Here is a 26,043-nt window from a genome sequence, read left to right on the forward strand (position 1 = left end):
GCCCCCGCTTCGGCGGGGGCTTTTTTCTTGGGCGGACGAAAACCTCAACGCGTCGTTGGCCGCAAGCGCGAAGACTCGGCCAGCGCCAGCCGGCTATTGAGCACTGGCGCGATGTTTTTCACGATCTGCACCGGCAAGGCGCTGGTGAAACGATAGTTGCCGGCCTTTTCACCCGCCACATAGGCCACCATGGTGCCGAAGTAGCGATCGCCCAGATAGAAGGCAAACGCACCGGCTCGGCTCACCACCCGCTCGCCGGTCTGCACCCCGCCCTTGGCAAAAGTCTTGTAACGATGATCGCCGGTGCCGGTCTTGCCGCCGATGATGATGGGCGTGCCATCCGCCAGATCAAAAGCATGGCTGACCCGCCGCGCCGTACCCTGCTCGACCACCTGCTGCAGAGTATCGCGCACCACCTGGGCGACCTCGGGCGGCAGCACCCGCTTGCCGGCCTGCGGCTGGCGCTGCAGCTCGGTTTCATAAGGCGTGGCGGCGGCAAAGTGCAGCTTGTCCAGATACACCGTCGGCAGATGCATGCCGTCAGCCGACAGGATGCCCATCATCTCGGCCAGCGCTGCCGGCCGGTCGGCCGAGGCCCCCAGCGCCGTGGCGTAGGATGGCACCAGCCGTTCAAACGGATAACCCATCTCGCGCCACTGCGCATGAATGCGGGCGAAGGCATCCTGCTCGCGCATCTGGCGCAGCCGCGAGGCCACCGCCAGCGGCTCGCGCTCGTAGCGTTTGAACAGCCAGCTGTAAGCCTGCTGCCGTGCCGGTTTGCTGGCCGGCTCCAGCTCTTGCCATTTCGCCCCCGGATGCTGGTGCCAGTAAGCCAGCAGCCATAGCTCCAGCGGGTGCATTTTCAGCAGATAGCCCCTGTCGTCCAGACTCAGCTGGCCGGCCGAATAATCGGCATACAGCCGCAGCAGGGTCTTCTGACTTGGTGCCTCGCTGCCACGATAGTGCTGGCGCACATAGTCGGCATACAGCTCGAAGGTCGACTGCGGCTGCAAGGTGCGGTGAATCAGTGCCAGATGACGGTAATTTCCGGCAAAACGCTGACCGAGTTGCGCATCCAGCTCGTACAGCGGCTTGCGGCGATATTGCTGGTAGAACTGCAAAAGGAATGCCCGCCCCTCCTGATCGGCAAAGCGCTGCAGATAGGCGCGATCATCCGGCGGGCTGGTTTTCAGCCCGACCGGCGACTCGAAATAATGGGCGATATCGCGCATCAGCCGGATATAAACCAGATTGACCGAACGCTGGGTGGCCTCGCTCACCGACATCACCTTGCTGTTGTCTTCCTTGTCGAAATTGACAAAGCTGTGCAGGCCGCCGCCGGTATAAAACTGCTCCTCGGGGTTGGCCGCATACTCGCGCGCCATCGCCGCCTGCAACATCGCTGTCAGGCTGTGGTCTTCGTTATTGCGCAGATAGTCGATCGCCCAGCGCGTCAGCAGCGGCAAACTCGTCTGATCAGCCGCCTTGGCCAATGCAGCCTCATCCTGCGCCGCGAAATGCGCGTGCAAATCGCTGATCACTTTCAGGTAAGTCACCAGCGTGCGCAGCTTGGCGGTCGAGCCAAGATCCAGCTTGGCACCATCATTGATATCGAAAGGCTGATCAAAATTGTCGGCCTGCACCCGCACCTTATTGCCCTGCGGCGTGCGCTCCAGCAGAGTGAAGCTGTAAGTCACGCCCTCGGGCGCGCCCTGTTGCAGCAGGCGAAAATCCATCAGCCCCGCCGCCCTGGCGTAGGCCGGATCGCGCAATTGGCGCAGGGCGGCCGTTACCTCTTTTTGCAGCGTCGCATCCAGCGTGCTGCTGGCGGTGACATCCAGCTGGTCAAGGTCGTACATGCGATTGATGCCCAGCAGGCTGGCCAGCCGCAAGCGCACCGAGTTGGCCCCTTTCAGCTCGGCCGGCGCAGCCAAGGTGCGGCCGCCGCGGCTGCGCTCCTGCTGCAACGACACCGACAGCGCCGCCTGCAACAGACTGGCGCTGATCAGGCCGTCACGCGCCATCAACTGCAGATAATTGTCGGTCAGCGCCTGCAGCACATTGATGTCTTCAAACAGATAGTAGGACGGGCTGCGCTGCGCAATCATCAGGCTCAGCGCCTCCTTGAACAGCAATGCACGTTCGCTCAGCGCCACCGGCGACTTGTCGGCCAGCGCGCGGTTTACCTCGGCAAAGCTGCGGCCATACCACGCCCACATGCCGTCACCGATGCCGGCGACTTCACCGAAGCCGCTGCGCGCCGACAGCGGCACGGTATTCAGATAGTGCAACACCAGCTGCCGCCGCGCCGGCAGGGTTTCCTCGCCGTGCAGATAGGCACGCACCGAGGCCGACAGCATCTGCCGCAGCTTTTCTTCCTCGCTGCCGGTGCGCCCACCCGGCGAGTGGCGGTATTTCTCGATCTGCGTCGCCAGCGTGCTGGCCCCGGCGGCACGGTAGCCGGGAGTAAAGGCATGCACCGCCTTGTTGGCTACCGCCACGCCCAGCCGGCCCCATTCTATGGTCGGGTTGCGTTGCGGCTCGTCCTCGCGCAGCAGGCTCTGGTTTTCGATGTAGAGCAGGCTGGCCACCAGCAAGGGCGGGATGGCCTGAAAATCGGCATACACACGCTGCGGCGAGCGTGCCTGATACAAAGGTTGGCCGCGACCATCCAGCACTGTCAGCCCGGCCTGATCTTTCTCGGCATAAGGCAGATTCAGCCCCAGCGGCAGCAGCGGCGCGGTCAGGCCGTGATCGGCCAGATCCAGCATGGCATCAGACTGCACCGCCTGACGGGTAATCGCGAAACCCTGCTTTTGTAGCGCCGGCACAAAACGGGGCAGACCGCTGTAGCCGAGGCGCTGATCATACGGCCCGCCCGGCGTCGGGAAGCGGATCGCCGCGCTGGCACCCGGCTGCACGGCAAAGGTCGCATCACGCGCCACGCTGCTGAAATAGCGCGCCTGCAGCGCCGAGCCGTCCAGCTCCTGATACAGCCAGTAGGACAGCGCACCGCCCAACACCAGCAGCACCAGCAGCCCGCGCCCGGCCGGCAGATGTGGCAGATGAAATACCGGCTTCAACTTGGCCTCGGAATTATCCATGACACTGCCCCCCACCCGCGGTCGCCACTTCGGACTGCATGCCATTGCCGCCAGCGCGGCCAACAGGCTGCGGCTCGGGTCTGAAAAGCCCTGCGCGCGCCTGTCTTCTTGCAGCATAGCCAGCCCGCACGCGCCATGCAGGAAAGCTGCGGCCAAGCTTGGCCGCAGCCATAAAAAAACCCGCCTGCTGGCCACAGGCGGGAAAGGAGACCGGCTTGCCACCGGAATTACCAGAGGGAAATACACAAGCGCCGTTTTGACTGCTGCTGCACGACAGGCGTGTCTATCAGCCTAGCACCTCATGTATATGACGAATGCCAGCAAAAACCAATCAAATACCAGATTAAGACCAGTCACCAGCAATGTCAGTGTCGTAATCAATCACTCTGCAAAAACCGGAACTGTCCTACCCGCACCCAAACGACTTTCTGCCGGGCTGGCGACTTTGCCAGCATCTGTCTGCATATCGCGGTCAAGCGGCAACAATCGGATTGTGACTTTGGCATAGTCAGCACATTTATTCTTTTGGATACAGTATTTGAAATATTGTTGCGGCAGCTGCGCTGAAACAGTTGCTGCTTTGCAATATGATTGCGCGAAGCCATACCGCACAAAAACAAAGGGATCACCATGACTGTCGTTTCTCGCCGCTCCATTCTCGCCCTCGCACTCGCGGCCAGCCTGCCGCTGCTGGCCCATGCTGCCGAGCAAAAATCCGTCGCGGTGACCGCGATTGTCGATCACCCGGCGCTGGACGCCGCGCGCAAGGGCATCGAGGACGAGCTGAAAGCCGCCGGTTTCGAGCCGGGCAAGCAACTCAAATACCAATACCAGAGCGCCCAGGGCAATCCGGCAACCGCCGCGCAGATCGCGCGCAAATTTGTCGGTGATGCACCGGACGTGATCGTCGCCATCGCCACCCCGAGCGCGCAGGCCGCCGTCGCTGCCACCCGCAGTATTCCGGTGGTGTTCACCGCCGTGACCGACCCGGTTGCCGCCAAGCTGGTGCCAAGCTGGCAGCCCTCCAAGACCAATGTCACCGGCGTATCCGACAAGCTGGTGCTGGCACCGCAGATCGACCTGATCGGCAAGGTAAAGCCGGGTGCCAAGCGCGTCGGCATGGTGTACAGCCCGGGTGAGGTGAACTCCGTCGTCGTCGCCAAAGAACTGAAAGCCGAACTGGCCAAGCGCGGCATGAGCCTGGTGGAAGCGCCGGCCCCGCGTACCGTGGACGTGGCCCCGGCCGCCAAGAGCCTGATCGGCAAGGCCGATGTGATCTACACCAGCACCGACAACAATGTGGTGTCGACTTATGAATCGCTGGTGGCCGTTGCCCAGCAAGGCAAGCTGCCGCTGGTAGCCGCCGATACCGACTCGGTGAAGCGCGGCGCAGTCGCGGCACTGGGCCAGAACTACTACGACATCGGCCGCCAGACCGGCAAGCTGGTGGTGCGCATCCTGAAAGGCGAAAAAGCCGGTGCCATCGCCCCGCAAGTCGGCGAAAAACTGTCGCTGACACTGAACCCTGCCGCCGCGCAAAAGCAGGGCATCACCCTGAGCCCGGCGCTGCTGAAAGAAGCCAGCGACACCGTGAAGTAAACCCGCAAGGTTGGCCGCATACCTTGCGGCCAACCTTCTGTCCCACCGCGCAGCCACAAGCTGCGCGTTGTCATTGAAAGACCTGCATCATGACCCTGATCGCCCTGACGGGTGCGCTGGAAATCGGCCTGATCTTCGCCCTGGTGGCGCTGGGCGTGCTGATTTCCTTCCGCATCCTCGACTTCCCCGACCTTACTGCCGATGGCAGCTTCCCGCTTGGCGGCGCCGTTGCCGCCACGCTGATTGCCGGTGGCCACGACCCGTGGCTGGCCTGCGGCATAGCCGCGCTGGCCGGTGCCGCCGCCGGCTGGGTGACTGCCTGGCTGAATGTGCGCCTCAATATCCTGCAGCTGTTGGCCTCGATTTTGGTGATGATCGCGCTGTATTCGATCAACCTGCGCATCATGGGCGCGCCGAATATGCCGCTGATCGGCAGCCCGACCATCTTCAGCCCGCTGATCGGCGATAACTACGACATCGCCTGGCAGGTGCAACCGATGGTGCTGGCCGCGGTGATCGTCGCCGCCAAGCTGGGGCTGGATGTGTTCTTCGCCTCGCAGACTGGCCTCGCCATGCGTGCGACCGGTGCCAATGCCCGCATGGCGCGTGCACAGGGCATCGCCACCGACCGCATGGTGCTGTCCGGCATGGCACTGTCTAACGCGCTGATCGCCACCGCCGGGGCGTTGTATGTGCAGACGCAAGGCGGCGCGGATGTGTCGATGGGCGTCGGCACCATCGTGGTCGGCCTCGCCGCCGTCATCATCGGCGAAACCCTGCTGCCGTCGCGCACCCTATGGGTGATCACGCTGGCCACCGTGCTGGGCGCGCTGCTGTACCGCCTGCTGATTGCCGTCGCGCTGCAAGCCGACTTCATCGGTCTGCAAGCACAAGACCTGAATCTGATCACCGCCCTGCTGGTGGGCTTTGCGCTGGTGCTGCCAAAACTGAAAGCCAAAATGGCCCGCAAGGCCGGAGGGAAAGCCTGATGCTGCGCGCTGACAATCTGTTCAAGACCTTCAACCCCGGCACCCCGATCGAAAACCCGGTGCTGCGCGGCCTGTCGCTGGAAATCGCCAGCGGCCAGTTCGTCACCGTGATCGGCAGTAATGGCGCGGGCAAATCCACCTTCCTCAACTCGTTGGCCGGCGATGTCATCGTCGACAGCGGCAGCCTGTCGATTGACGGCAAGGACGTTACCCGCACGCCGGGCTGGCAACGCGCCGGCATGGTCGCCCGCGTATTCCAGGACCCGATGGCCGGCACCTGCGAAGACCTCAGCATCGAAGAAAACATGGCGCTGGCCTACGCCCGTGGCCAGAAGCGCGGCTTTGGCGCGGCGCTGAACCGCGAACTGCGCGAGCTGTTCCGCGACAAACTCGCCACGCTGAAACTGGGGCTGGAAAACCGCCTGCCCGATCGCATGGGCCTGCTGTCCGGCGGCCAACGTCAGGCGGTAAGCCTGCTGATGGCTAGCCTGCAGCCCTCGCGCATCCTGCTGCTGGACGAACACACAGCCGCGCTCGACCCGAAAACCGCCGCCTTTGTGCTGGAGCTGACCGACCGCATCGTGCACGAGAATAAACTCACCGCGCTGATGGTGACGCATTCCATGCGCCAGGCGCTGGACCACGGCCACCGCACCGTGATGCTGCATCAAGGCCGCGTGGTGCTGGACGTGGCCGGCGAAGAACGCAGCCGCATGCAAGTCACCGACCTGCTGGCGATGTTCGAGAAAACGCGCGGCGAAGCCATCGACGACGACGCCCTGCTGCTGGGCTAAGCGCCGCGCTTCATCAACAACAAGGCCGCTTACGCGGCCTTGTTGCTTTTTGCGGCCAACCTTCAGCAAGGTTGGCCGCAAGCCCATTCACACTCGCCCATCAACGGCACAGCGACGCGCACGGCACGCCATCGTTATTGCCATCCAGCGACTTCACCTTGCACACATTCAGGTGATAACGCGCCTCGGCACAGCTCTGCATCTGGCTGCAACGCTGCTTGCTGCCGCAGGCCCAGCTTGCCTGTGGCGCGGCAGGTTTAGTTGCCGGCACGGCTGCGGACTGTGCCCCCACCAGCTCGGCCCACGGTCGTGATTGGCGCTCGCCACGCCGCCACTGCCACGGCGTAATGCCCTTGCCCGCCGCCCACAACCCGTTGGCCGCCGCCCGCGCCGCCTGCTCGGCCGCAAAATACGCCGGCTCGTCGGCATACTGGCGATACACCCAGGCCCAGCCCTCGCTCACCTGCAAGAGATTGATATCACGATCCCCCTGCCACACCCTGGCCACCAGCCGGCCGTACTTGTCGCGCTCGTGCGGCTCTATCACCACCGCCCGGCCATACACCCGTGCCGCCAGCGCCGCCCGCGCACGCTGGCCATAAGCCTGATCCGCCTCGGGCGCATCAATCTGATGCAACCGAATCTTGTGCTGCGTCAGCCCCGACTGGCAGCGCAAGGTATCGCCATCCGGCACCGCCACCACCCGGCAGGCAAACTGCGCCTCCTTCGCCAGCAAAGCCGCCGGCCACGCCAGCATCCCCGTCAACACCCAAGACCAGACCGTTTTTCTTGTTACCACCATCATCGCCACGCCCCGTTTAACAGAGCCGCATGATAAGCCAGCCCCGCCAAAACGGCATGCGGCCAACCTTGGGCAAGGTTGGCCGCATTCATTTAGGGAATATCAAAACAAAGGCATTGCCGTATTGCATACAAGTAGTGCGGCGATTACGCTCTAGCCATTTATCAAAACAAATCAGCATGGCCCAGCACATGGATTGGCGCAGCGAAGAAATCGCCCTCATCGTTAACGATTACATGGCGATGTTTAGCAAAGTCTTACTCGGACAAAAGCTCAACAAGGCCGAGCACAATCGCGAGCTGCAAAAGCTCATCAGCCGCTCGCGCGGTTCGATTGAATTCAAACACCAGAACATCAGCGCGGTGTTACGCGACATCGACCTGCCCTGGCTGCCCGGTTACAAGCCACTGTCCAATATTCAACAAGCCTTGGCCGATGAAGTTGTGATTTGGCTAAACCGCCACCCAGAACTACAGCAGCTGATTGCCAACTACGCCGTGCAAAAGCCGGTGGTAAACCACACCCCGCAGTGGCAAGACTTTATCCAAACAGCCCCAGAGCCTTCGGCCAAGGAACCCGCCGCCGTCTACCAAGTTAAGCGGCCAACCTTACAGATCGACTACGCCGCCCGCGAAGCCCAAAACAGCGCCTTGGGCCTAGCCGGCGAAGAGCTGGTACTCGCCTTTGAACAACAACGCTTGTCTCTCGCCGGTAAAGACCACTTGGCCGCCAAAGTCGAACACATCGCCAAAACCCAAGGCGATGGCGCGGGCTATGACATCTTGTCATTTGAAACCAGCGGGCAAGAACGCTTTATCGAAGTGAAAACGACAACGTTGGCCGCAGAAACCCCGTTCTACCTCAGCCGCAACGAATTGCAGTTTTCACAAGCCTACGCCAGCCAATACCAACTATTCCGCGTCTACGAACTCAACAAAAAGCCCCGTGCATTTATAAGGCATGGGGCGTTGGATCAGAGTTGTTGGTTAGATCCAGTAGCGTGGCAAGGTCGATGATTTGTCGATATTTTGATCCCAGGCTAAGTTTGAGACTTAGCCGACTGAGGACAAAATCCATGCCATACAGCACTAGCTATCGTTTGGCCGATCTGGGGAAAATGACAATATGAAAAGGATGAATTCAGATAGTATTGCATTTGCTTTATGCAATAAACATGGTTGATGGTGATGAGACGTGTGATCGAGATTGATGGTAAGCGCTATGAGATAAGTTGCGCAGAGTTCGATGGCTATATCAAGGTTTACGGTGAGCGTGGCGAGCACCAGACAGACAAGCATGGCATGTCGACAGAGAGTGCGCTTCGGTTCGCGGTGAGGGCCTTGATCAGGGCTGGCGCCGTAGACCCTCTGGGGAATGAGGGACAAATATGAATCTGATGGATGTCGGCGCATTTGCTAGGTTGCTTCAAGAACAGCCATTTGCGGCGGTGTGCAGCATTGTGTTGGTCATGCTGGTTGCTGTGTGGATTTACAAGGGTTTTTCGCACTTGGTCGAACCGGTGTACTTCTGGCGTAATCGTAGGCGCGAACTGTTGGATGGCTACCTTGCAACTCATCCCAAAGAGGGCGAGGAACCGGAAATGCTGGCAGTGGTCACCGACATGCGCAACGCCATCTACTTTCATGAAGCAACTGGCATTCATGCCGAACATAAGTCGCGGATACTGCTAGTAAAACTACACCAAAAAACCTCACCCAATGTGTCGTGGCGTACCATCAGGCTCGCAAAAGATTACTTGAAGCCGGATGGTGTTGGTGGACTAAAAGTGCCTGACTTCAATGGCTTTGAATATGTGGCGATGACCTTGCTTGGTGTCGTGGCCGTATTGCTTATTCTGGTTTGAGCTGTCTTCCTGTACACCCTGCAAGGGTACTCACTACAAACCATTGCATCTTGGAGTAGCGAAAAGGTTGCAGCCATTTTTTTCATTGGCCTTATATTGGCGTTTGGATTTTTTATAACAATCAGCTCGGCATTACCCTATCTAGCTGCCAGCAAGATACGCAAAGAATTTACTTCACTCGCGCCAGAGACACCTGAAAGTGCAAACCTCACGGCAGCGTCTGCTTGTTCTTGTCAGCGCAACGCCTGAATCTCTCTGAATCGTCCCACATTTGCTAGATAAATTTATGGCCACTTACAACAGGAAAGCGGCAATTTTCTATAGGTTTATAGCTATCTGCTTTGGCCGACAAGCGAACTGGACTTCGACGTAAAGAGAGTGACTTTCGGCCACCTAGAATGAGAAATGGCCTCCTATCGTGGAGGCCATTTGCCAATCTGAGTATTTATAGATGAATCCCAAAAATCTAGAAGAGTGGGAAAAATCTAGAGACTCACGGGATCCTACAAATCACACGTCGATATTGCGCGCCACCAGTGCGTGGCTTTCGATGAAGGCGCGGCGCGGTTCGACGTTGTCGCCCATCAGGGTGGTGAATACGTCGTCGGCGGCCATGGCGTCTTCGATGCGTACCTTCAGCAGGCGGCGCACGGTCGGGTCCATGGTGGTTTCCCACAGCTGGCCGGGGTTCATCTCGCCCAGACCCTTGTAGCGCTGGATGGACAGGCCCTTGCGGGTTTCGTTCAGCAGCCAGTCGAGTGCTTCGCCGAATTCGGCCACCGGCTTGACGGTTTCGCCGCGCTTGACGCTGGCACCGGCCTGCAGCAGGCCGTGCAGCATGTCGCGGGTCTGGCACAGGATGGCGTAGTCGGCGCAGGCGAGGAAGTCGCTGTCGAGCACGGTTACCATCACGTTACCGTGCAGCTGGCGGGTGATCTTGATCAGCCATTCGTCGTTCTTGTCGTCGCGCAGGGTTTGCAGGCTGATCAGCTCGGCCGGCAGCACAGCGGCGAGTTCGGCCACGGCAGCGTTGGCCGCAGCTTCGCTGGCCAGGTCAATGCGGCCAACCTTGAGCATGGCGTACAGCACCAGCGGGTCGATGACGCGGCTTTCGCGCTCGATCGCGCCACGCGCCAGCAGGTACTGGCGGGCGATCTCGCCCAGGGTGTCGCCGGACAGCGGCGCGGCACCTTCGGCCGGGGTCAGCTCGGCCTTGTCCAGTGCCAGTTGCAGCAGGTACTGATCCAGCTCGCTGTCGTCTTTCAGATAGCGTTCGGACTTGCCGTGCTTGGCCTTGTACAGCGGCGGCTGGGCGATGTAGATGTGGCCGCGCTCGACCAGCTCTGGCGTCTGGCGGTAGAAGAAGGTCAAGAGCAGGGTACGGATGTGCGCGCCGTCGACGTCCGCGTCAGTCATGATGATGATGCGGTGGTAGCGCAGCTTGTCCGGGTTGTATTCGTCCTTGCCGATACCGCAGCCAAGCGCGGTAATCAGGGTGGCGACTTCCTGGCTGGCCAGCATCTTGTCGAAACGTGCACGCTCGACGTTGAGGATCTTGCCCTTCAGCGGCAGGATGGCCTGGAATTTGCGGTCGCGGCCTTGCTTGGCCGAGCCACCCGCAGAGTCACCCTCGACCAGGTAGAGTTCGGACATCGCCGGGTCTTTTTCCTGGCAGTCGGCCAGTTTGCCGGGCAGGCCAAGGCCGTCCATCACGCCTTTGCGGCGGGTGATTTCACGCGCCTTGCGCGCGGCTTCACGCGCACGGGCGGCTTCGACGATCTTGCCGGTGATGATCTTGGCTTCGTTCGGGTTTTCCAGCAGGAAGTTTTTCAGCGCTTCGCTGATGACTTCGTTGACTACCGGGCCGATTTCGCTGGAAACCAGCTTGTCCTTGGTCTGGCTGCTGAATTTCGGGTCAGGCAGCTTGACCGACAGCACGCAGGTCAGGCCTTCGCGCATATCGTCGCCGGTGGTGTCGACCTTGGCCTTTTTGGCCACGTCGCTTTGTTCGATGTAGCTGTTGAGGGTACGGGTCATCACCTGACGCAGGGCGGTGAGGTGGCTGCCGCCGTCACGCTGCGGGATGTTGTTGGTGAAGCACTGCACGTTCTCCTGATAGGAGTCGTTCCACTGCATCGCCACTTCGACGGTCATGCCGTCTTTTTCGCCCACACCGTAAAACACCTTAGGGTGCAACGGGGTCTTGTTGCGGTTCATATAGCCGACAAAGCCGGCCACGCCGCCCGAGAAGGCGAAGTTTTCTTCCTTGCCGCTGCGCTCGTCGATCAGGGTGATGGCCACGCCGTCATTGAGGAAGGACAGCTCGCGGATACGCTTGGCGAGGATGTCGAAATGGTATTCGACCTTGCCGAAGGTTTCTTCGCTGGCGCGGAAGGTCACCTGGGTACCACGGTGGTTGGTGTGGCCGGTCATGGTCAGCGGGGCAACGGCGTCGCCACGGCGGAATTCCATTTCGTGCACCTGGCCGTTACGCCAGATTTTCAGGCGCAGCCAGTCGGACAGCGCATTCACTACCGATACGCCCACGCCGTGCAGGCCGCCGGAGATCTTGTAGCTGTTGCTGTCGAACTTACCGCCGGCGTGCAGCACGGTCATGATGACTTCGGCGGCCGAGCGGCCTTCTTCCGGGTGGATGTCGGTGGGGATGCCACGACCGTTGTCTTCCACCGAGATGGATTCATCCGGGTGGATGATGACCTTGATGGTGTCGGCATGACCGGCCAGCGCCTCGTCGATGGCGTTGTCCAGCACCTCGAACACCATGTGGTGCAGGCCGGTGCCGTCCTGGGTGTCGCCAATGTACATGCCGGGACGCTTGCGTACCGCGTCCAGACCTTTCAGTACCTTGATGCTATCCGCGCCGTATTCCTGTTCGCTCATAAAGCCACTCTTGTCTTGATCCATCCGGCAAGGCCATCACGCCCCACCCGTATTGAAAACGTCGGGTCTGCGGCCAGGGTTGGCCGCAAGCCCTTGTCAGATGCGCATCGGCATCACGACATATTTGAAGTTGCTGTTGTCCGGGATGGTCACCAGCGTGGAGCGCATGCTGTCGCCAAAAGCCAGCTGCAGGGTGTCGGCCGACAGATTGGTCAGCACGTCCAGCAGATAGTTGATGTTGAAGCCGATCTCCAGCGTGCCACCCTGATAGGCGATTTCGAGTTCTTCTTCCGCTTCTTCCTGCTCGCTATTGGTACACAGGATGGACATGCGGCCGGCGTTCAGCACCAGACGCACGCCACGGAATTTCTCGTTGGCGAGAATCGCGGCGCGTTGCAGCGCCTGCAAGAACTCGACACGGCCGATCAGGAAGATCTTGTCGTTATCCAGCGGAATCACGCGGTTGTAGTCGGGGAACTTGCCGTCCACCACTTTGCTGATGATCACGGTGCTGCCAAAGCTGAAGCGCACCTGATTGGACAGCAGCTCGACAGTCAGCTTCTCGTCGCTGTCTTGCAGCAGCTTGTACAGCTCGAGAATGGTCTTGCGCGGCAGGATCACTTCGCTCTTGGCCAGCGAGGCGTCGATTTCGCTGCTGGCAAAGGCCAGGCGGTGACCGTCGGTAGCGATCAGGCGCACCTGGTTGCCTTCGGTCTGCAGCAACAGGCCGTTGAGGTAGTAACGGATGTCCTGCACGGCCATGGCGTACTGCACCTGCGAGATCAGGCGCTTGAGCTCGCCCTGGCTGATCTCGAAGCTGGCGTTGGCCGCACTGCCGGCCGACAGCAGCGGAAAGTCGTCCGCCGGCAGGGTCTGCAGATTGAAGCGGCTCTTGCCGGCTTTCAGGGTCAGACGGCCGCCGTCCAGCTGTTCGAGCGTCACGGTCAGATTGCCCGGAATGGCACGCAGGATGTCCTGCAGCTTTTTGGCCGAAGTCGTCAGGCGGAACGGTTCGCCGGCGATGTCGTCCGCGCTGGCCGTGGTGATCTGGATTTCCAGGTCGGTGGCCAGAAAGCTGACGGCGTCAGCCTTTTTCTCGATCAGTACATTAGAGAGGATCGGCAGGGTATGACGGCGCTCGACAATGCCGGTTACCGCCAGTAGCGGTTTGAGCAGGGCATCACGATCGGCTTGCAGAATCAGCATTGCAGACTCCCGGGTTTACAGGTCAATAACGGTTTCAATTGCGCAGCATGGCCAGCAGCGCGTCGTAATCTTTGGCGATGTCTTCGTCGGTGGTGCGCATTTCGGCAATGGTCTTGCAGGCATGCAGCACGGTGGTGTGATCACGGCCACCGAAGGCGTCGCCGATATTCGGCAGGGACAGCGAGGTCAGCTCTTTGGCCAGCGCCATCGCCACCTGACGCGGCCGGGCGATATCACGGCTGCGCTTTTTGCTGTGCATGTCCGACAACTTGATCTTGTAGTAGTCGGCCACGGTTTTCTGGATGGCGTCGATGGTGATCTGGCGATTGCCGGCCGCCAGAATGTCTTTCAGCGCCTCTTTCACCAGCTCCATGCTGATGCTCTGGTTGCTGAAACGCGCATAGGCGACCACGCGCTTGAGCGCGCCTTCCAGCTCGCGCACATTCGAGCGCACGTTCTGGGCAATGAAGAAGGCGACGTTAGGGTCGAGCTTGATATTGTCGGCCTCGGCCTTCTTCATCAGGATCGCCACGCGCATCTCGAGCTCGGGCGGCTGGATTTCGACCGTCAGGCCCCAGCTGAAGCGCGAGATCAGGCGCTCTTCCATGCCTTCGATCTGCTTGGGGTAGCTGTCACAGGTCATGATCACCTGCTTGCCGCCCTCGATCAGCGCATTAAAGGCATAGAAGAATTCTTCCTGCGTGCGGTTTTTGCCGGCAAAGAACTGGATGTCGTCGATCAGCAGCAGGTCGAGGCTGTGGTAGTAGCGCTTGAACTCATCGAAAGCCTTGTGCTGGTAGGCGCGCATGATGTCGGCCACATAGCGTTCGGCGTGGATGTAGCGGATCTTGGCCGCCGGATTCTTCTGATAGACGTGATTGCCGATGGCCTGGATCAAGTGCGTCTTACCCAGACCGACACCACCGTAGACAAACAGCGGGTTGTAGGCCGGATCGCCTGGATTTTCGGCAATCTGCAAGGCCGCCGCGCGCGCCAGCTGGTTACCTTTACCGGTGACCAGCGTGTCAAAGGTGAAGCCCGGATTCAGCCGCGTGCTTTCGTGGCCGCCACCGATGGCTTTCAGCGCAGTCTGCTTGGGCGTGGCAATCGACGGCGCACCCTGGCGCACCGGGCGATTGTCTTCTTCGGCACCGACTTCGACACTGGCCAGCAGGTTGGCCGCAGGCTTGGCACTGGCCGGCGCGGCAGGTGCCGCACTACGGGCCGCCGGTGCAGCCGGAGCCGCCCCGCCAATGCGCAACTCGACTGGCACCTCGCCCAGCAATTCGGCCGCCAATGCCTCGATACGCGCGAGGAAGCGATCCTTGATGAATTGCAGGATAAAGCGGTTGGGCGCATACAACACCACGCCGTCTTCCCCGGCCTCGGCCGAGAGCGGGCGAATCCAGGTGTTGTACTGCTGGGAGGAAAGTTCCTCCTCCAGCCGCGCAAGGCAAGCTGGCCAGAAATTTGCCGGTTCTATCATCAATGCTCAATAAAAAACGAAATGCCGCCACAAAAGCTGGAACAGCCAGGTGTCGGGGCGGCAGGCTTTGCCTGTAACACATCGCCACAGGCTGCAAGAATAGGATTGCTGCTCGGCCAAGGCCTGCCCCGGGCGGGGCGCAATCTTTGGCCGCCAGACGGTGATCAACCATCCTTCAGCCAGGGGCGAGCAGGCTGACCATTCTACTGGCTTTACCCAAAGTTATCCACAAGCATGGCAGTATCGCGACCCGATTGCAGCGTGCTTGTTGCGCCAGATCATGCTGTCGCAATGCGACATCTTTGCCGGCAGAACTGCGCCAAACCCTTAATCCGGTTGACAAAAGCGACATTTATCGGTGTAATCACGCGTTTATTTCCGTTTCGAAACAGGAAAACTTCATCATGAAACGTACTTATCAGCCTTCTACTACCCGTCGTAAGCGCACTCACGGCTTCCTCGTTCGTTCCAAGACCCGTGGTGGTCGTGCCGTTCTGGCCGCTCGCCGCTCCAAAGGCCGCAAGCGCCTGGCTGTGTAATTCAGCTTGGAACAGACTTTTCGCCGTGCGCACCGGCTGTTGAAAACGGATGAGTTCTCATCCGTTTTTCATTTGCGCAACGCACGCAGCAATGCCCTGTTCCAGGTCTATGCGCGGCCCAATAATCTGGGCCACGCACGCCTGGGCCTGGTGGTCAGCAAAAAGGTGGCCAAACGCGCCAATCGCCGCAACTACATCAAGCGCACTGTGCGCGAGTGGTTTCGCCTCAACCGGCACACACTGCCGGCGGTGGATTTCGTGGTGCGCGCCCGTCAGGCCTACCACCGCGACGAATACCACGAAGCAATCAAGGCATTGTCGGCACTCTTTGCTAAACTAGCCCGATGTCGCGACTCGTCATCCTCCTGATCCGTTTCTACCAGCTGGCCATCAGCCCATGGCTGCCGCCACGCTGTCGCTATCAGCCGACTTGCTCGAGCTATGCAGTGGAAGCCGTGCAAAAGCACGGGGTGATCAAGGGTGGCTGGCTCGCGATACGACGGATTAGCCGTTGCCACCCCTGGGGTGGCCATGGCCATGACCCGGTTCCCTGACTTTCCCGGAAAGCAAGATGGATTCCAAACGCCTCGTCATATTTATCGTACTGTCCTTCAGCATTCTGCTGCTGTGGCAGGAGTTCTTCGCACCGAAGCCGGTAGCGAAACCCGCCGTGACCCAGCAAGCCAGCGGCGCCAGCGCCGACGTTCCGGCTGTTGCCGGTCAGGCTCAGGCCCCGGCCGACAATGGCGCGGTTACCCGTGGCCAACGTATCGTGGTGACCACTGATCTGGTGCGCGCCGAGATCGACAGCAATGGCGGCGACCTGCGCAGCATGCAACTGCTGAAGCATGACGCGACTGTTGATGCCGACAAGCCGTTCGAGCTGTTTACCGACAAGGGCGATCGCCTGTATGTCGCGCAGACCGGCCTGATCTCCGGCAGCAACCCTGCCCTGCCAACCCACAAGACCCAATTCACTGCCGAAAAATCCGAGTACACCCTGCAGGGTGACAAGGTTGAAGTGCGTCTGACCGCACCGGAAGCCAATGGCGTGAAAGTGGCCAAGATCTACACCTTCCACAAGGGCAGCTACCTGGTTGACGTGCGTTACGACATCGTCAACGCCGGTACCGCACCACTGGCTGGTAACGCCTACTTCCGTCTGTTGCGCGACAACAAGACCCCGGAAGGCGAAAGCCGCATGGCCTACACCTATACCGGCCCGGCGCTTTACACCAGCGAAGGTCACTACCAGAAAGTGAAGTTCGAAGATCTGGACAAGAACAAGGCCGAGTACGTGAAGGCCTCGCAGGATGGCTGGGTAGCCATGCTGCAGCACTACTTCGGTAGCGCCTGGATTCTGAAGAACGTTGAAGGCAAGAGCACTTGTGGCCAGGCCTGCCAGATCCTGATCGAGCCGAAAAACGGCCTGTACTCCGCCGCTGCACTGGTGAATGTCAATGTTGCTCCGGGCCAATCCGGCAGCATCAGCATGCCGCTGTTTGCCGGCCCGCTGGAATACAAAACCATCACAAAGATCGCACCGGAACTGGATCGTGCCAAAGACTACGGCATGGTGCACATCTTCTCCTCGCCGCTGTTCTGGCTGCTGGACAAGCTGCACAATATGGTTCAGAACTGGGGCTGGGCCATCATTCTGCTGACCGTGATCGTCAAGGCCGTATTCTATCCGCTGACCGCCGCCTCCTACCGCTCGATGGCCAAGATGAAGGTGCTGGCACCGCGTCTGGAAAACCTGAAGAAGCAGTACGGTGACGACCGCATGAAGTTCCAGCAGGCCGTGATGGAGATGTACAAGACCGAGAAAGTGAATCCGCTGGGTGGCTGTCTGCCTATCCTGATCCAGATTCCGGTATTCATCGGTCTGTACTGGGCGCTGTTTGCTTCGGTTGAACTGCGTCAGGCCGAGTGGCTGTACATCCATGACCTGGCACGCCCTGACCCGTTCTATGCGCTGCCTATCATCATGGCCATCACCATGTTCGCGCAGACTTATCTGAACCCGCCGCCGGCTGATCCGATGCAGGCGAAGATGATGAAGATCATGCCGCTGATTTTCTCGGTCATGTTCTTCTTCTTCCCGGCCGGCCTCGTGCTGTACTGGGTAGTGAACAACGTTCTGTCTATCGCACAGCAGTACTATGTGAACAAGACTATCGAGAACGCCCGCAAGGCCTCCCTGCAATCCTGATTGCGGCCAACCTTGCAGTAACAGAAAGCCCGGCCATCTGGTCGGGCTTTTTGATATAAAACATCAGGACAGGACGACTGGCAAAGCCCGTGGCCACGCGGTTTTTGCCAGACAGCCTGCGCAGCATCAAGCTGCTGCACGACCGCCAGACGACACACGCGCCGCCCGCTAGGTTGGCCGCAAAAGGACACACCGGATGAATCTTGCCTACACCCCCAGCACCATCTGCGCGATTGCCACCGCCCCCGGCCGTGGCGGCGTGGGTGTGGTGCGCATCTCCGGCCGCGCGCTGCTGCCGTTTGCCCAGGCGATCAGCGGCGGCAAGACGCCCAAGCCGCGCTACGCAACCTACACCGATTTTTACGCTGCCGATGGCAGCGCCATCGACAACGGCCTGCTGCTGTACTTCCCCGGCCCCAACAGCTTTACCGGCGAAGACGTGATAGAGCTGCAGGGTCACGGCGGCCCGGTGGTGATGAAGATGCTGATCAGCCGCTGCCTCGAACTCGGCGCCCGCCTTGCCGAGCCGGGCGAATTCACCAAGCGCGCCTTCCTGAACGACAAGCTCGATCTGGCCCAGGCCGAGAGCGTGGCCGACCTGATCGACGCCGCCAGTGAAAGCGCCGCCAGGAGTGCGCTGAAGTCGCTGAAGGGCGCGTTCTCCGGCGAGATCCACAAACTGGTGGACGACCTGATTACCCTGCGCATGCTGGTTGAAGCCACGCTGGACTTCCCCGAAGAAGAAATCGACTTTCTCGAACAGGCCAATGCGCTGGGCAAATTGCGCTTCCTGCGCGAACAGCTGGCCAAGGTACAACGCACCGCCAAGCAGGGCGCGCTGCTACGCGAAGGCATGCATGTAGTGCTGGTCGGCCAGCCCAATGTCGGCAAATCCAGTCTGATGAATGCGCTGGCCGGTGACGATATCGCCATCGTCACCGACATCGCCGGCACCACCCGCGACACCGTGCGCGAGGAAATCGTCATCGACGGCGTGCCGGTTCACATCATCGACACCGCCGGTCTGCGCGAGACCGACGATGTGGTCGAGAAGATCGGTATCGAACGCACCTGGCAAGCCGTCGAACGTGCCGACCTCGCGCTGGTGCTGATCGACAGCCGCGACGGCATCGTGCCCGAGGTCGAGGCTATCCTGTCTCGTCTGCCGGCCGCGCTGCCGCGCGTGCATGTGTTCAACAAGGTGGATCTGTCCGGCGAACAGGTTGGCCGCAGCCAAGAAGACGGCCATCCGGTGATCCGCCTGTCGGCGCGTACCCACGATGGCGTCGATGCGCTGCGCGCGCTGCTGCTGGAAATGATCGGCTATCAGGGCGAGGACGAAGGCGTGTTCCTGGCGCGAGAGCGTCACCTCGACGCCATTGCCCGCGCCGGCGAACACCTCGCGCGCGCCGAAGCAGAATGGCAAATGGTAGAAATATTTGCCGAAGAATTGCGCATCGCACAAAATAACCTTTCCGAGATTACGGGTAAATTCACCCCGGATGATCTGCTCGGTGTCATCTTCAGCCGCTTCTGCATAGGAAAATAAAATCACGTTCGCGAAGGTTTGCCAAAGTTCGCGATACTCCACAAGAGCCCCGAACAACGGGGCTTTTCCGTTTTTTAACGTTCGCAAAGGTTCGTAGACTTCCGCAAGTTTTAGGTACACACTTAGGTACACATGACTATGTGGCGAGTATCTGTGTGTACCTAAAAAAGTCCCCTCATCAGGTTCTGAATGGCCTGTCTTTGCGAGAGGGCTATTTTTCAGCATGAGACACCCGCACAAGCCTTTGCTAGCTTGGATTCTGGGTTTATTCCTGTGTACCGATTCTGTGTACCTAAAGGCTGTGACTACCTCGAAAGCGAGGTGTTTTAGGTACACATAACAGCTCGTTTGCAGGCCTCTTAGCTCGAAAAAGCCTATTTCTAGCCAGCCAAACCATTCTTTGAGTACCGGCCACCCCCAGAAACCTAGCACTGGCAAGGCTTCCAGCCGAATTTCGTGTGTACCAATCTGTGTACCTAAAGGAGAGTGACGCATGGCTCGTCAGGCAAAACCCCTCACTGATACAGCAATCAAAGCGCTAAAGCCCAAGGAAGCACGGTACAGGGTCAGCGACACCAATGGCCTGCTACTGGAAGTTATGCCCAGCGGCGCCAAGATCTGGCGCTATCGCTACCAACTGCACGGAGTGCGCCAAGCTGCCCTGACGATTGGCCCATACCCAGAAATCAGTTTGGCTTCTGCCCGCAAGCAGCGTGACGAATGGGCTAGCTTGGTGGCGCGTGGCGAGTCACCCAAACGAGCAGTTCAGGCCGCCAAAGCGGAGAAGCTAAATACTGTTGCGGCCTTCGCTACCGAATGGCTGGCCGAGCAACTACCCGACAAGTCGGCAAGCTACCAACGCACCATGACCCGCATCATGAGAAAGGATGTGCTGCCTTGGCTGGGGGGGATGCCTCTCATCGATGTGAAGCCAGCTGATGTGCTGGAGCTATGCGACCGTATCAAATCGCGAGGTGCTCCCAAAATGGCCTTGCTTGCTCGTAATGTCCTCAAGCGCATGTACGACTACGCAATTGCTCGTCAGTTGGTTGAACACAACCCGGCAGGTGCACTAGTTGCCCGTTTCATTGCCAGTGAAGAGAGTCGCACCCGTGTGTTATCTGCGGAAGAAGTAGGTCAGGTACTGCGCGGCGTATATGCATCGGATATCCGCCGTAGCCTTAAGCTGGCTCTACACCTGCTGGCTATCACGATGCTGAGAAAAACCGAGCTGACCGAGGCACGTTGGAGTGAAGTCGATTTAGATACGGGAGTGTGGGACATCCCCGCCGATCGCATGAAAAAAGACAGGCCACACCGTGTGTATCTGTCGCACCAAGCCATAACCGTGCTGCAGGAGCTACGCCACCTGGCTGGCCGCTCGGCGTATCTGTTTCCGTCCAGCAGAGGCATGGAAGATCGCCCGATTGCCAGCAGCACACTGAATCAGGCTGTGCGAGCCTTATCGCTGGATGTGCAGCACTTCGTTTTGCACGACTTCCGTCGCACTGCGTCCACCCATCTGCACGAGATGGGACATCCATCCGACGCCATCGAAAAAGCCTTGGCTCACAAAATCGTGGGCATCAAGGGCGTGTACAACCGTGCCGAGTATGCTGAGCAACGCAAGGTAATCATGCAAGCCTGGGCGGACTTCGTACAGTCGGCGGTACAGGGCGCGGAGGTGATACCGCTTTTCCGTAGTGCATAGTCTGCCAGCGTCCAACAGTATCCGCCAAAGTCCGTTCTTGTGTGGCAAACATACAACGAGCAGCTTTTTTTTAAGTAGCGTTAATCCGCGCTAAACAGTCCTAGATGGTCTCAGGTGATGCCAGATGATGTCATGCGAAAGAGCGCCGGGAAACAGCCGTGATTGACGGAGCTTGAATGGCATGGCCCAATAAATAAGCCCCCTACTCAGAGGAGGCAGATTTTTTTCAAAGCGCTATTACGCCCATGAAAAGGAGCTGCCTCTGATGAACGACACCCTGCTGCGCTTGCCGCAACTGATCTGCAAAACCGGGCTTGGCAAGAGCGCCATCTACGCCCGTATCACCCCCAATCCAAAACGTCCCAACGACTATGACCCCACTTTTCCCAAACCGGTAAAACTGGGTGGTCGTGCTGTTGCTTGGCTGGAAAGCGAAGTGAATGCCTGGATTGCTGAGCAGGCTGCCAATCGCAAGGAGGCCGCGTAATGGCTACCTTGTCATTCCTTACCCCGACTTCTTGGATGCGTCGATTGAGCCTGGCCGGCGTGTCCGCTTGGGCAGCCCCTAGCCTGCCACACTCGCTTGCCACCCCACACCAGCAGCGCCATAATGCGCCCGTGCTGTTCAATAGCGGCACCGGGATTGGCGTCCCGAACAGTCAAGGCGGACAGCCGCCCAAAGCGGCATTTTTTGCGTCCGTCCGTAACACCGTTGGTGCGTCCTTTTCTATGGCGGGCCATGGTGGGAGCGTGCTTGCACGCGCCGGTTTCCTTGACGCCGGTACGCCAATCCCGCCATGCGCCTGCCACCCCCGATTGGCGTCGGGAGGCGGGTCTAACCTAGTCAAGGAGACATGCACCATGTCTAGCATCGCCCTGCGCGTCGTTCGCTCCCCGTTCCCCGTTTTCTCTGTTCCAGTTTCAACTGTCCCGACTCATGCCCAGGCATGCGCAATGGCGCGTCTGCTGGTGTCGCAAGGCAAGCGCGTGGCCATCGTGCCGGCGGCCCAAGGCTTCACCGTGTCGGAGGTGCAAGCATGACCCCCAGCTTGCTTACATTCCGCCCCGAAGAAGGCAGCCGCTTGCTGGCCTTTGCGGCCAACGTTCGCGCCGAGTCGCTGGACGAGATCTCGCACGATGGCCACGGTACCCGCTCTTATGTGATGGGCAATCTGGAAGGTGAACTCGCCTTCTCGATCGCCGCCCGCCCCGACTCGATACAGGCCACCGTGCGCGGCTGCCAGAACGAGCTACTGCTCCGGCTGGGGCTGGTGGGCGAACTGCAGACTGAGCAAGAACGCCTGCGCGGCTGGATTGTTGGCCTGCTGGGTTCTCTGTCGGCCAGCCTTGAGGGGGACGACGAATGAGCCATGCCATCCCGCTGCCTGATATGGGTAACACAGCACCTGCCCAACACAGCCTGCCCCTGACACGCCCCCTGTAGAGGCCACTCCATGCACAAGAATCTGATTGCCCTGCCATTGGGCAAGGCCACCGGCTTGCCTGCGTATCGCTACGGGGCCGGTAAAGCGATTGAAATCCTGGATAACGTCCGAGCCGAGGCCAGAGCCGGCAAGCCGGTTTCGCCGTACTGGCTGACCGAGGCGTTGAATGGTCTGCCCCCGGAAAGCCGGCGCGGCTTTCTGGTGGTGACGGCCTGCTATCTGGTGGCTGCTAGTGCGGTGGCTGACGATATCGCCACTCAGCGCAAGGTAAATGCGTTGATGGCCGCACTCGACCATAACGGGGGTGCCGCATGAATGCCCCTTTCCGTAACCCGGCCGATACGATTCGCGCCGCACTGGTGTATATCGATGCCCACGACCGTGATGCATGGGTATGCGTGGGCATGGCGATCAAGTCCGAGCTAGGTGATGCCGGTTTCACCCTGTGGGACGACTGGAGCCAGACCGCCAAGAACTATCAGGCCAAGGCAGCCAAAGCGGTATGGAAGAGCATCAAACCAGCTGGCCGCGTGACCATTGCCAGCCTGTTTGCCGAAGCGATCAGGCACGGCTACCGGCCGGAAACGCCCTACATCCCACCCAATGCAGAAGAACGTGCTGCCATCGAGGCCGCCAGGTTGGCCGCAGAGGCCGAAGCCGAAGCATTGGCCCAGCAGCAACGCGAAACAGCCAGACAGAAGGCGGCCAACCTTTGGGGCCGTGGCCATGCCGTCAGCAGCGTACATGCCTATCTGCAGGCCAAAGGGATCCAGCCCAAGGGCGCGGCCCAGCTGCGCGACATGCTGCTGATCCCGCTGCGGGATGGTGGCGAGCTGGTGAATCTGCAGATCATTGGTGCCGATGGCGGTAAGCGCTTCCTGACCGGTGGCCAGGTCAAGGGTGCCTCGCTGGTGTTGGGCCAGATCAAGGGCGCGGATACCGTGCTGCTGTGTGAAGGCTGGGCCACGGGCTGCAGTCTGCACCAGGCGACGGGCTGGCCGGTGGTGGTGGCCTTCAATGCCCATAATCTGGTGACGATTGCCGGCCGGCTGGCCAGCGCCTTGCCAATGGATGTGCAGGTGTGGGTGTGTGGCGATACAGACGAAAGCCTGACAGGCCAGAAGGCGGCCAGCCGCGCCGCCGAGCTGCTGCAGGGCCGTGGCCGTTCGGTGGTGCCGGTATTCACCCTGGAGCAGATGGCACAACACCAGCAAGCTCACGGTAAAGCGCCAAGCGACTTTAACGACCTGCACCAGCTGGCCGGATTGGCGGCAGTCGCAGAGGCGCTGTCTCCACCGAATGAAGCCCACGATGTTGCGGCTAGCGATGGCCCGTCCCTACAAGGGGGGTCTATTGCGAAAATTGATACCCAAAATGAATCAGGCAATCAGGCCAGCAACGACACGGAAGCCATGCCGGCGCTGCCTCGCCCAGAGGATGAAGACGCCTATATCCGCCATCTGGCCAGCTTGCGCCCTCTGGCTTATGGCCGGATCCGCAAAGCTGCTGCCGAGGCACTGGGCAATGTCCCGCTATCCCTGCTGGACAAGCTGGTAGAGGCCGAACGGAAAGCCGGCCAGCAACAGGCTGGCGAAGGTGAGGCATCGGGTGGCTGCATCCTGTTTGAGGATGTGGAGCCGTGGCCGGTTGATGTGGATGGCGCGGCCGTCCTTGATGCGGCCTACCAACTGCTATCCCGCTATGTGATTACCGACCGCGAAACCCTGCGTGCCGCCACCTTGTGGGCAGCCATGAGCTGGTTTACCGAACACGCCACGGTATTGCCGCTGGCAGTGATTACCGCCCCAGAAAAAGGCTGCGGCAAATCCACCTTGTTGCAGGCACTGGCCAAGTTGTCCTGCCGTCCGCTATACGCCTCCAACATCACCCCGGCAGCCCTGTTCCGTGCCGTTGAGGCCTGGCGGCCAACCCTGATGATTGATGAAGCCGACACCTTCGCCAAAGACAATGAGGAGCTGCGCGGGGTGCTGAATGCCGGCCATACCCGCGACACCGCCACCATTGTGCGAGTGGTCGAAGTCGGCGGCGAACTGCAGCCACGGGCATTCAGCGTCTGGGGAGCCAAGGCACTGGCCGGTATTGGCAACCTGCCCGACACCATCATGAGCCGTGCCGTGGTGCTGACCATGCGCCGCAAGGTAGCCGGCGAACATGCCGAGAACCTGCGCCATGCAGACCGCGAGGCTTTCCACCTGGTCAAGCGCCAGCTGGCCCGCTGGGCGGAGGATGTGGGCGAGCTGTTTGCCGAGTCCCGTCCTGATGTTGCCGGCCTGAGTAACCGCACGGCCGACAACTGGGAACCCTTGCTTGCCCTGGCAGATCTGGCTGGCGGTGACTGGCCCAAGCTGGCACGTCTGGCGGCCATCCGGCTAACCGGTAGCGAGGAAGAAGCACCGAGCATCAACGAAGAACTGTTGCGGGACATCAGGGCGGCCTTTGCCCACCGTCGCGCCGACAAGCTGAGCAGCACCGATTTGCTGTCGGCCCTCTGCGAGGACGAGGAATCCCCGTGGCCAACGTATAACCGTGGCCGCCCGCTGACGGCCCGTCAGCTATCCCGCCGACTGAGTGAGTTTGGCATCAAACCCAAGGTGATTCGCATCGGTTACGAGACACCCCGCGGCTACGAAATTGGCCAGTTTCAGGATGCCTTTACCCGCTACTTGGCAGAGGGGAGGAATTTATCCGCAACAACGCAACAAGCCAATAACGGCAAGGGTTTCAGCGTTGCGGATAGCCATTCCGACACCGCGCCAAAAATCGTATCTGCAACGCTGAAACCCGCGCCAAATAAGGAATGTTGCACTGTTGCGGATAAAAACCCCCAAACCGCCAAGCAAGGAGAGAAAGACGATGAAGCCGAATATTTCTGATCGCCATCTGGCATTACCCGAGTTTGGTCTTTCCGTGGCACTGGCCAACCAGGACCGCTTGCGGGTGACCCCTGCCGAACGCATCACCCCCGCAGCCAGGGAATACCTCATCACCCACAAACAAGCACTGCTGAACCAGCTACGCGCTGCCGCCAACGATACCGGCCACCCCATCCCCGATGATCTGGCCAAGCTGGTGTCGCAAGTCGCCACGCTGGAAGGTTGGCCGCCAGACTTGCAGGCCGAACACCTGGCCATCATTCGGCGGCAACTGGCCACCGGTGAGTACGACGCCGATACTATCCGTACCGGCTGGCAGGCGCATATCGACCGCTGGCACAACGTCCGCGAAGCCATCGAAGAACGCGCTGCCATCATGGAGTACGACGGCGGCCACGAGCGGCAGCAGGCAGAGAGCTTGGCCGCAACCGACAATCCCTGCCTGAGTTGCCGCCACTGGCAGGGAGAACATACCGCGCCGGACGATCGCGCAATGGCGCTGTCACTGGTAGGCGTGAAGCAAACCCCGCGAGCCAGCAAGACACTTGGCATCTGCGGCAAACGGTACAAGCCTTGGCGGGTATCAAACATTCCGGGGCATGCGCAGTACGGCCAATGGCACTACATCGGACAATGTGCCCGGCAGGACAAAGAGGAAGGGAGGCAAGCCGCATGACCCAAAGCGGTGCGCGCGCCGGTAGCCTGGCAGATCAGATCCTGAACATGCTGTCAGATGCCGGCCGCGGCTTGACGCTAGGCCAGATTCAGCAGTTTCTGTCGGACTATCGCGAGTTGCCCGAACTCTCCGCCACATTGAGCAAATGTAATGACCCACTAAAAACCTGCACAGGTCATAATTCACACAGGAGCACGTGATGAGCATGACCATGGAAGACGATATCAAACGCTGGACCGCCAAGCGCAAAGCCGCGCTGGTGATGGAGATCA

The 26,043-nt window shown here is 60.1% G+C and carries 22 protein-coding genes; 17 read left to right on the forward strand and 5 right to left on the reverse strand.

Annotation, left to right across the window (positions count from 1 at the left end; translation table 11 throughout):
• Positions 1-44: 44 nt before the first annotated feature.
• Positions 45-3,104 (reverse strand): transglycosylase domain-containing protein, encoded by a 3,060-nt coding sequence (locus ACZ9W6_RS16840; protein WP_465192346.1) that lies wholly within the window; start codon positions 3,102-3,104, stop codon positions 45-47.
• Between the two features lie 630 nt (positions 3,105-3,734).
• On the opposite strand from ACZ9W6_RS16840, the gene ACZ9W6_RS16845 reads away from it, so the two are divergent.
• The 3 genes from ACZ9W6_RS16845 (at position 3,735) to ACZ9W6_RS16855 (ending at position 6,486) form a co-directional block, all read left to right on the forward strand.
• Positions 3,735-4,703: an ABC transporter substrate-binding protein gene (locus ACZ9W6_RS16845; protein ID WP_465192347.1), complete on the forward strand. Its 969-nt coding sequence runs from the start codon at positions 3,735-3,737 to the stop codon at positions 4,701-4,703.
• 89 nt (positions 4,704-4,792) lie between these two features.
• A complete protein-coding gene (locus ACZ9W6_RS16850) occupies positions 4,793-5,692 on the forward strand; it encodes an ABC transporter permease (RefSeq protein WP_465192348.1) in 900 nt (299 codons plus the stop codon).
• A complete protein-coding gene (locus tag ACZ9W6_RS16855; protein ID WP_465192349.1) occupies positions 5,692-6,486 on the forward strand; it encodes an ABC transporter ATP-binding protein in 795 nt (264 codons plus the stop codon). The genes ACZ9W6_RS16850 and ACZ9W6_RS16855 overlap by 1 nt, the downstream gene beginning before the upstream one ends.
• A gap of 100 nt (positions 6,487-6,586) precedes the next feature.
• Here the strand turns inward: ACZ9W6_RS16855 and ACZ9W6_RS16860 are convergent, their stop codons facing one another.
• On the reverse strand, positions 6,587-7,243 hold the full coding sequence (locus ACZ9W6_RS16860; RefSeq protein WP_465192350.1) for a thermonuclease family protein: 657 nt from the start codon (positions 7,241-7,243) through the stop codon (positions 6,587-6,589).
• 74 nt (positions 7,244-7,317) lie between these two features.
• On the opposite strand from ACZ9W6_RS16860, the gene ACZ9W6_RS16865 reads away from it, so the two are divergent.
• Together ACZ9W6_RS16865 and ACZ9W6_RS16870 are read left to right on the forward strand one after the other, a co-directional pair.
• Positions 7,318-8,304, forward strand: a complete 987-nt coding sequence (locus ACZ9W6_RS16865) for a protein NO VEIN domain-containing protein (RefSeq protein ID WP_465192351.1) — start codon at positions 7,318-7,320, stop codon at positions 8,302-8,304.
• A gap of 371 nt (positions 8,305-8,675) precedes the next feature.
• Positions 8,676-9,152 carry a hypothetical protein gene (locus ACZ9W6_RS16870; RefSeq protein ID WP_465192352.1) on the forward strand — a complete coding sequence of 159 codons (477 nt, stop codon included), beginning with the start codon at positions 8,676-8,678 and terminating at the stop codon, positions 9,150-9,152.
• Between the two features lie 510 nt (positions 9,153-9,662).
• Here the strand turns inward: ACZ9W6_RS16870 and gyrB are convergent.
• The 3 genes from gyrB to dnaA all read right to left on the reverse strand — a co-directional run bounded on the left by gyrB (position 9,663) and on the right by dnaA (position 14,745).
• Positions 9,663-12,053: a DNA topoisomerase (ATP-hydrolyzing) subunit B gene (gene gyrB, locus ACZ9W6_RS16875; protein ID WP_465192353.1), complete on the reverse strand. Its 2,391-nt coding sequence runs from the start codon at positions 12,051-12,053 to the stop codon at positions 9,663-9,665.
• A 96-nt stretch (positions 12,054-12,149) separates the two neighbouring features.
• Entirely contained in the window at positions 12,150-13,259 is a 1,110-nt protein-coding gene (gene dnaN / locus ACZ9W6_RS16880) for a DNA polymerase III subunit beta (RefSeq protein ID WP_465192354.1), read from the reverse strand.
• Positions 13,260-13,293: 34 nt separating this feature from the next.
• Positions 13,294-14,745, reverse strand: a complete 1,452-nt coding sequence (dnaA, locus tag ACZ9W6_RS16885; RefSeq protein WP_465192355.1) for a chromosomal replication initiator protein DnaA — start codon at positions 14,743-14,745, stop codon at positions 13,294-13,296.
• Positions 14,746-15,149: 404 nt separating this feature from the next.
• Here dnaA and rpmH point away from each other — a divergent pair, with 404 nt between their 5' ends.
• The 12 genes from rpmH to ACZ9W6_RS16945 all read left to right on the forward strand — a co-directional run bounded on the left by rpmH (position 15,150) and on the right by ACZ9W6_RS16945 (position 25,771).
• A complete protein-coding gene (gene rpmH, locus ACZ9W6_RS16890) occupies positions 15,150-15,284 on the forward strand; it encodes a 50S ribosomal protein L34 (protein WP_014088860.1) in 135 nt (44 codons plus the stop codon).
• Positions 15,285-15,290: 6 nt separating this feature from the next.
• On the forward strand, positions 15,291-15,653 hold the full coding sequence (gene rnpA / locus ACZ9W6_RS16895) for a ribonuclease P protein component (protein WP_465192356.1): 363 nt from the start codon (positions 15,291-15,293) through the stop codon (positions 15,651-15,653).
• Entirely contained in the window at positions 15,629-15,838 is a 210-nt protein-coding gene (gene yidD, locus ACZ9W6_RS16900; RefSeq protein WP_465192357.1) for a membrane protein insertion efficiency factor YidD, read from the forward strand. The genes rnpA and yidD overlap by 25 nt, the downstream gene beginning before the upstream one ends.
• 17 nt (positions 15,839-15,855) lie before the next feature.
• Positions 15,856-17,496 carry a membrane protein insertase YidC gene (gene yidC, locus ACZ9W6_RS16905; RefSeq protein ID WP_465192358.1) on the forward strand — a complete coding sequence of 547 codons (1,641 nt, stop codon included), beginning with the start codon at positions 15,856-15,858 and terminating at the stop codon, positions 17,494-17,496.
• Positions 17,497-17,692: 196 nt separating this feature from the next.
• Positions 17,693-19,045, forward strand: a complete 1,353-nt coding sequence (gene mnmE, locus ACZ9W6_RS16910) for a tRNA uridine-5-carboxymethylaminomethyl(34) synthesis GTPase MnmE (protein ID WP_465192359.1) — start codon at positions 17,693-17,695, stop codon at positions 19,043-19,045.
• A gap of 493 nt (positions 19,046-19,538) precedes the next feature.
• Positions 19,539-20,756 (forward strand): tyrosine-type recombinase/integrase, encoded by a 1,218-nt coding sequence (locus ACZ9W6_RS16915; RefSeq protein WP_465192360.1) that lies wholly within the window; start codon positions 19,539-19,541, stop codon positions 20,754-20,756.
• A 265-nt stretch (positions 20,757-21,021) separates the two neighbouring features.
• Positions 21,022-21,243, forward strand: coding sequence for a helix-turn-helix transcriptional regulator (locus tag ACZ9W6_RS16920; RefSeq protein ID WP_465192361.1), 222 nt, complete (start codon positions 21,022-21,024; stop codon positions 21,241-21,243).
• Between the two features lie 374 nt (positions 21,244-21,617).
• Positions 21,618-21,797, forward strand: coding sequence for a hypothetical protein (locus ACZ9W6_RS16925; RefSeq protein WP_465192362.1), 180 nt, complete (start codon positions 21,618-21,620; stop codon positions 21,795-21,797).
• Positions 21,794-22,123, forward strand: coding sequence for a hypothetical protein (locus ACZ9W6_RS16930; protein ID WP_465192363.1), 330 nt, complete (start codon positions 21,794-21,796; stop codon positions 22,121-22,123). Before ACZ9W6_RS16925 ends, ACZ9W6_RS16930 begins: the two co-directional genes overlap by 4 nt.
• 87 nt (positions 22,124-22,210) lie before the next feature.
• The gene (locus tag ACZ9W6_RS16935; protein ID WP_465192364.1) at positions 22,211-22,516 is read left to right on the forward strand and encodes a hypothetical protein; all 306 of its coding nucleotides are present in this window, start codon (positions 22,211-22,213) and stop codon (positions 22,514-22,516) included.
• Entirely contained in the window at positions 22,513-25,095 is a 2,583-nt protein-coding gene (locus ACZ9W6_RS16940; RefSeq protein ID WP_465192365.1) for a DUF3631 domain-containing protein, read from the forward strand. Before ACZ9W6_RS16935 ends, ACZ9W6_RS16940 begins: the two co-directional genes overlap by 4 nt.
• On the forward strand, positions 25,076-25,771 hold the full coding sequence (locus ACZ9W6_RS16945; protein WP_465192366.1) for a hypothetical protein: 696 nt from the start codon (positions 25,076-25,078) through the stop codon (positions 25,769-25,771). Before ACZ9W6_RS16940 ends, ACZ9W6_RS16945 begins: the two co-directional genes overlap by 20 nt.
• The last annotated feature ends 272 nt before the right edge of the window (positions 25,772-26,043 follow it).

This window comes from Vogesella lacus (genome assembly GCF_979366295.1).

Excerpts from the sequence above, each read along its gene's own strand:
- ACZ9W6_RS16840 (WP_465192346.1), bottom strand. The coding sequence starts at position 3,104 with ATGGATAATTCCGAGGCCAAGTTGAAGCCGGTATTTCATCTGCCACAT.
- ACZ9W6_RS16845 (WP_465192347.1), top strand. The coding sequence starts at position 3,735 with ATGACTGTCGTTTCTCGCCGCTCCATTCTCGCCCTCGCACTCGCGGCC.
- ACZ9W6_RS16850 (WP_465192348.1), top strand. The coding sequence starts at position 4,793 with ATGACCCTGATCGCCCTGACGGGTGCGCTGGAAATCGGCCTGATCTTC.
- ACZ9W6_RS16855 (WP_465192349.1), top strand. The coding sequence starts at position 5,692 with ATGCTGCGCGCTGACAATCTGTTCAAGACCTTCAACCCCGGCACCCCG.
- ACZ9W6_RS16860 (WP_465192350.1), bottom strand. The coding sequence starts at position 7,243 with ATGCTGGCGTGGCCGGCGGCTTTGCTGGCGAAGGAGGCGCAGTTTGCC.
- ACZ9W6_RS16865 (WP_465192351.1), top strand. The coding sequence starts at position 7,318 with ATGATAAGCCAGCCCCGCCAAAACGGCATGCGGCCAACCTTGGGCAAG.
- ACZ9W6_RS16870 (WP_465192352.1), top strand. The coding sequence starts at position 8,676 with ATGAATCTGATGGATGTCGGCGCATTTGCTAGGTTGCTTCAAGAACAG.
- gyrB (WP_465192353.1), bottom strand. The coding sequence starts at position 12,053 with ATGAGCGAACAGGAATACGGCGCGGATAGCATCAAGGTACTGAAAGGT.
- dnaN (WP_465192354.1), bottom strand. The coding sequence starts at position 13,259 with ATGCTGATTCTGCAAGCCGATCGTGATGCCCTGCTCAAACCGCTACTG.
- dnaA (WP_465192355.1), bottom strand. The coding sequence starts at position 14,745 with ATGATAGAACCGGCAAATTTCTGGCCAGCTTGCCTTGCGCGGCTGGAG.
- rpmH (WP_014088860.1), top strand. The coding sequence starts at position 15,150 with ATGAAACGTACTTATCAGCCTTCTACTACCCGTCGTAAGCGCACTCAC.
- yidD (WP_465192357.1), top strand. The coding sequence starts at position 15,629 with ATGTCGCGACTCGTCATCCTCCTGATCCGTTTCTACCAGCTGGCCATC.
- yidC (WP_465192358.1), top strand. The coding sequence starts at position 15,856 with ATGGATTCCAAACGCCTCGTCATATTTATCGTACTGTCCTTCAGCATT.
- mnmE (WP_465192359.1), top strand. The coding sequence starts at position 17,693 with ATGAATCTTGCCTACACCCCCAGCACCATCTGCGCGATTGCCACCGCC.
- ACZ9W6_RS16915 (WP_465192360.1), top strand. The coding sequence starts at position 19,539 with ATGGCTCGTCAGGCAAAACCCCTCACTGATACAGCAATCAAAGCGCTA.
- ACZ9W6_RS16920 (WP_465192361.1), top strand. The coding sequence starts at position 21,022 with ATGAACGACACCCTGCTGCGCTTGCCGCAACTGATCTGCAAAACCGGG.
- ACZ9W6_RS16925 (WP_465192362.1), top strand. The coding sequence starts at position 21,618 with ATGTCTAGCATCGCCCTGCGCGTCGTTCGCTCCCCGTTCCCCGTTTTC.
- ACZ9W6_RS16930 (WP_465192363.1), top strand. The coding sequence starts at position 21,794 with ATGACCCCCAGCTTGCTTACATTCCGCCCCGAAGAAGGCAGCCGCTTG.
- ACZ9W6_RS16935 (WP_465192364.1), top strand. The coding sequence starts at position 22,211 with ATGCACAAGAATCTGATTGCCCTGCCATTGGGCAAGGCCACCGGCTTG.
- ACZ9W6_RS16940 (WP_465192365.1), top strand. The coding sequence starts at position 22,513 with ATGAATGCCCCTTTCCGTAACCCGGCCGATACGATTCGCGCCGCACTG.
- ACZ9W6_RS16945 (WP_465192366.1), top strand. The coding sequence starts at position 25,076 with ATGAAGCCGAATATTTCTGATCGCCATCTGGCATTACCCGAGTTTGGT.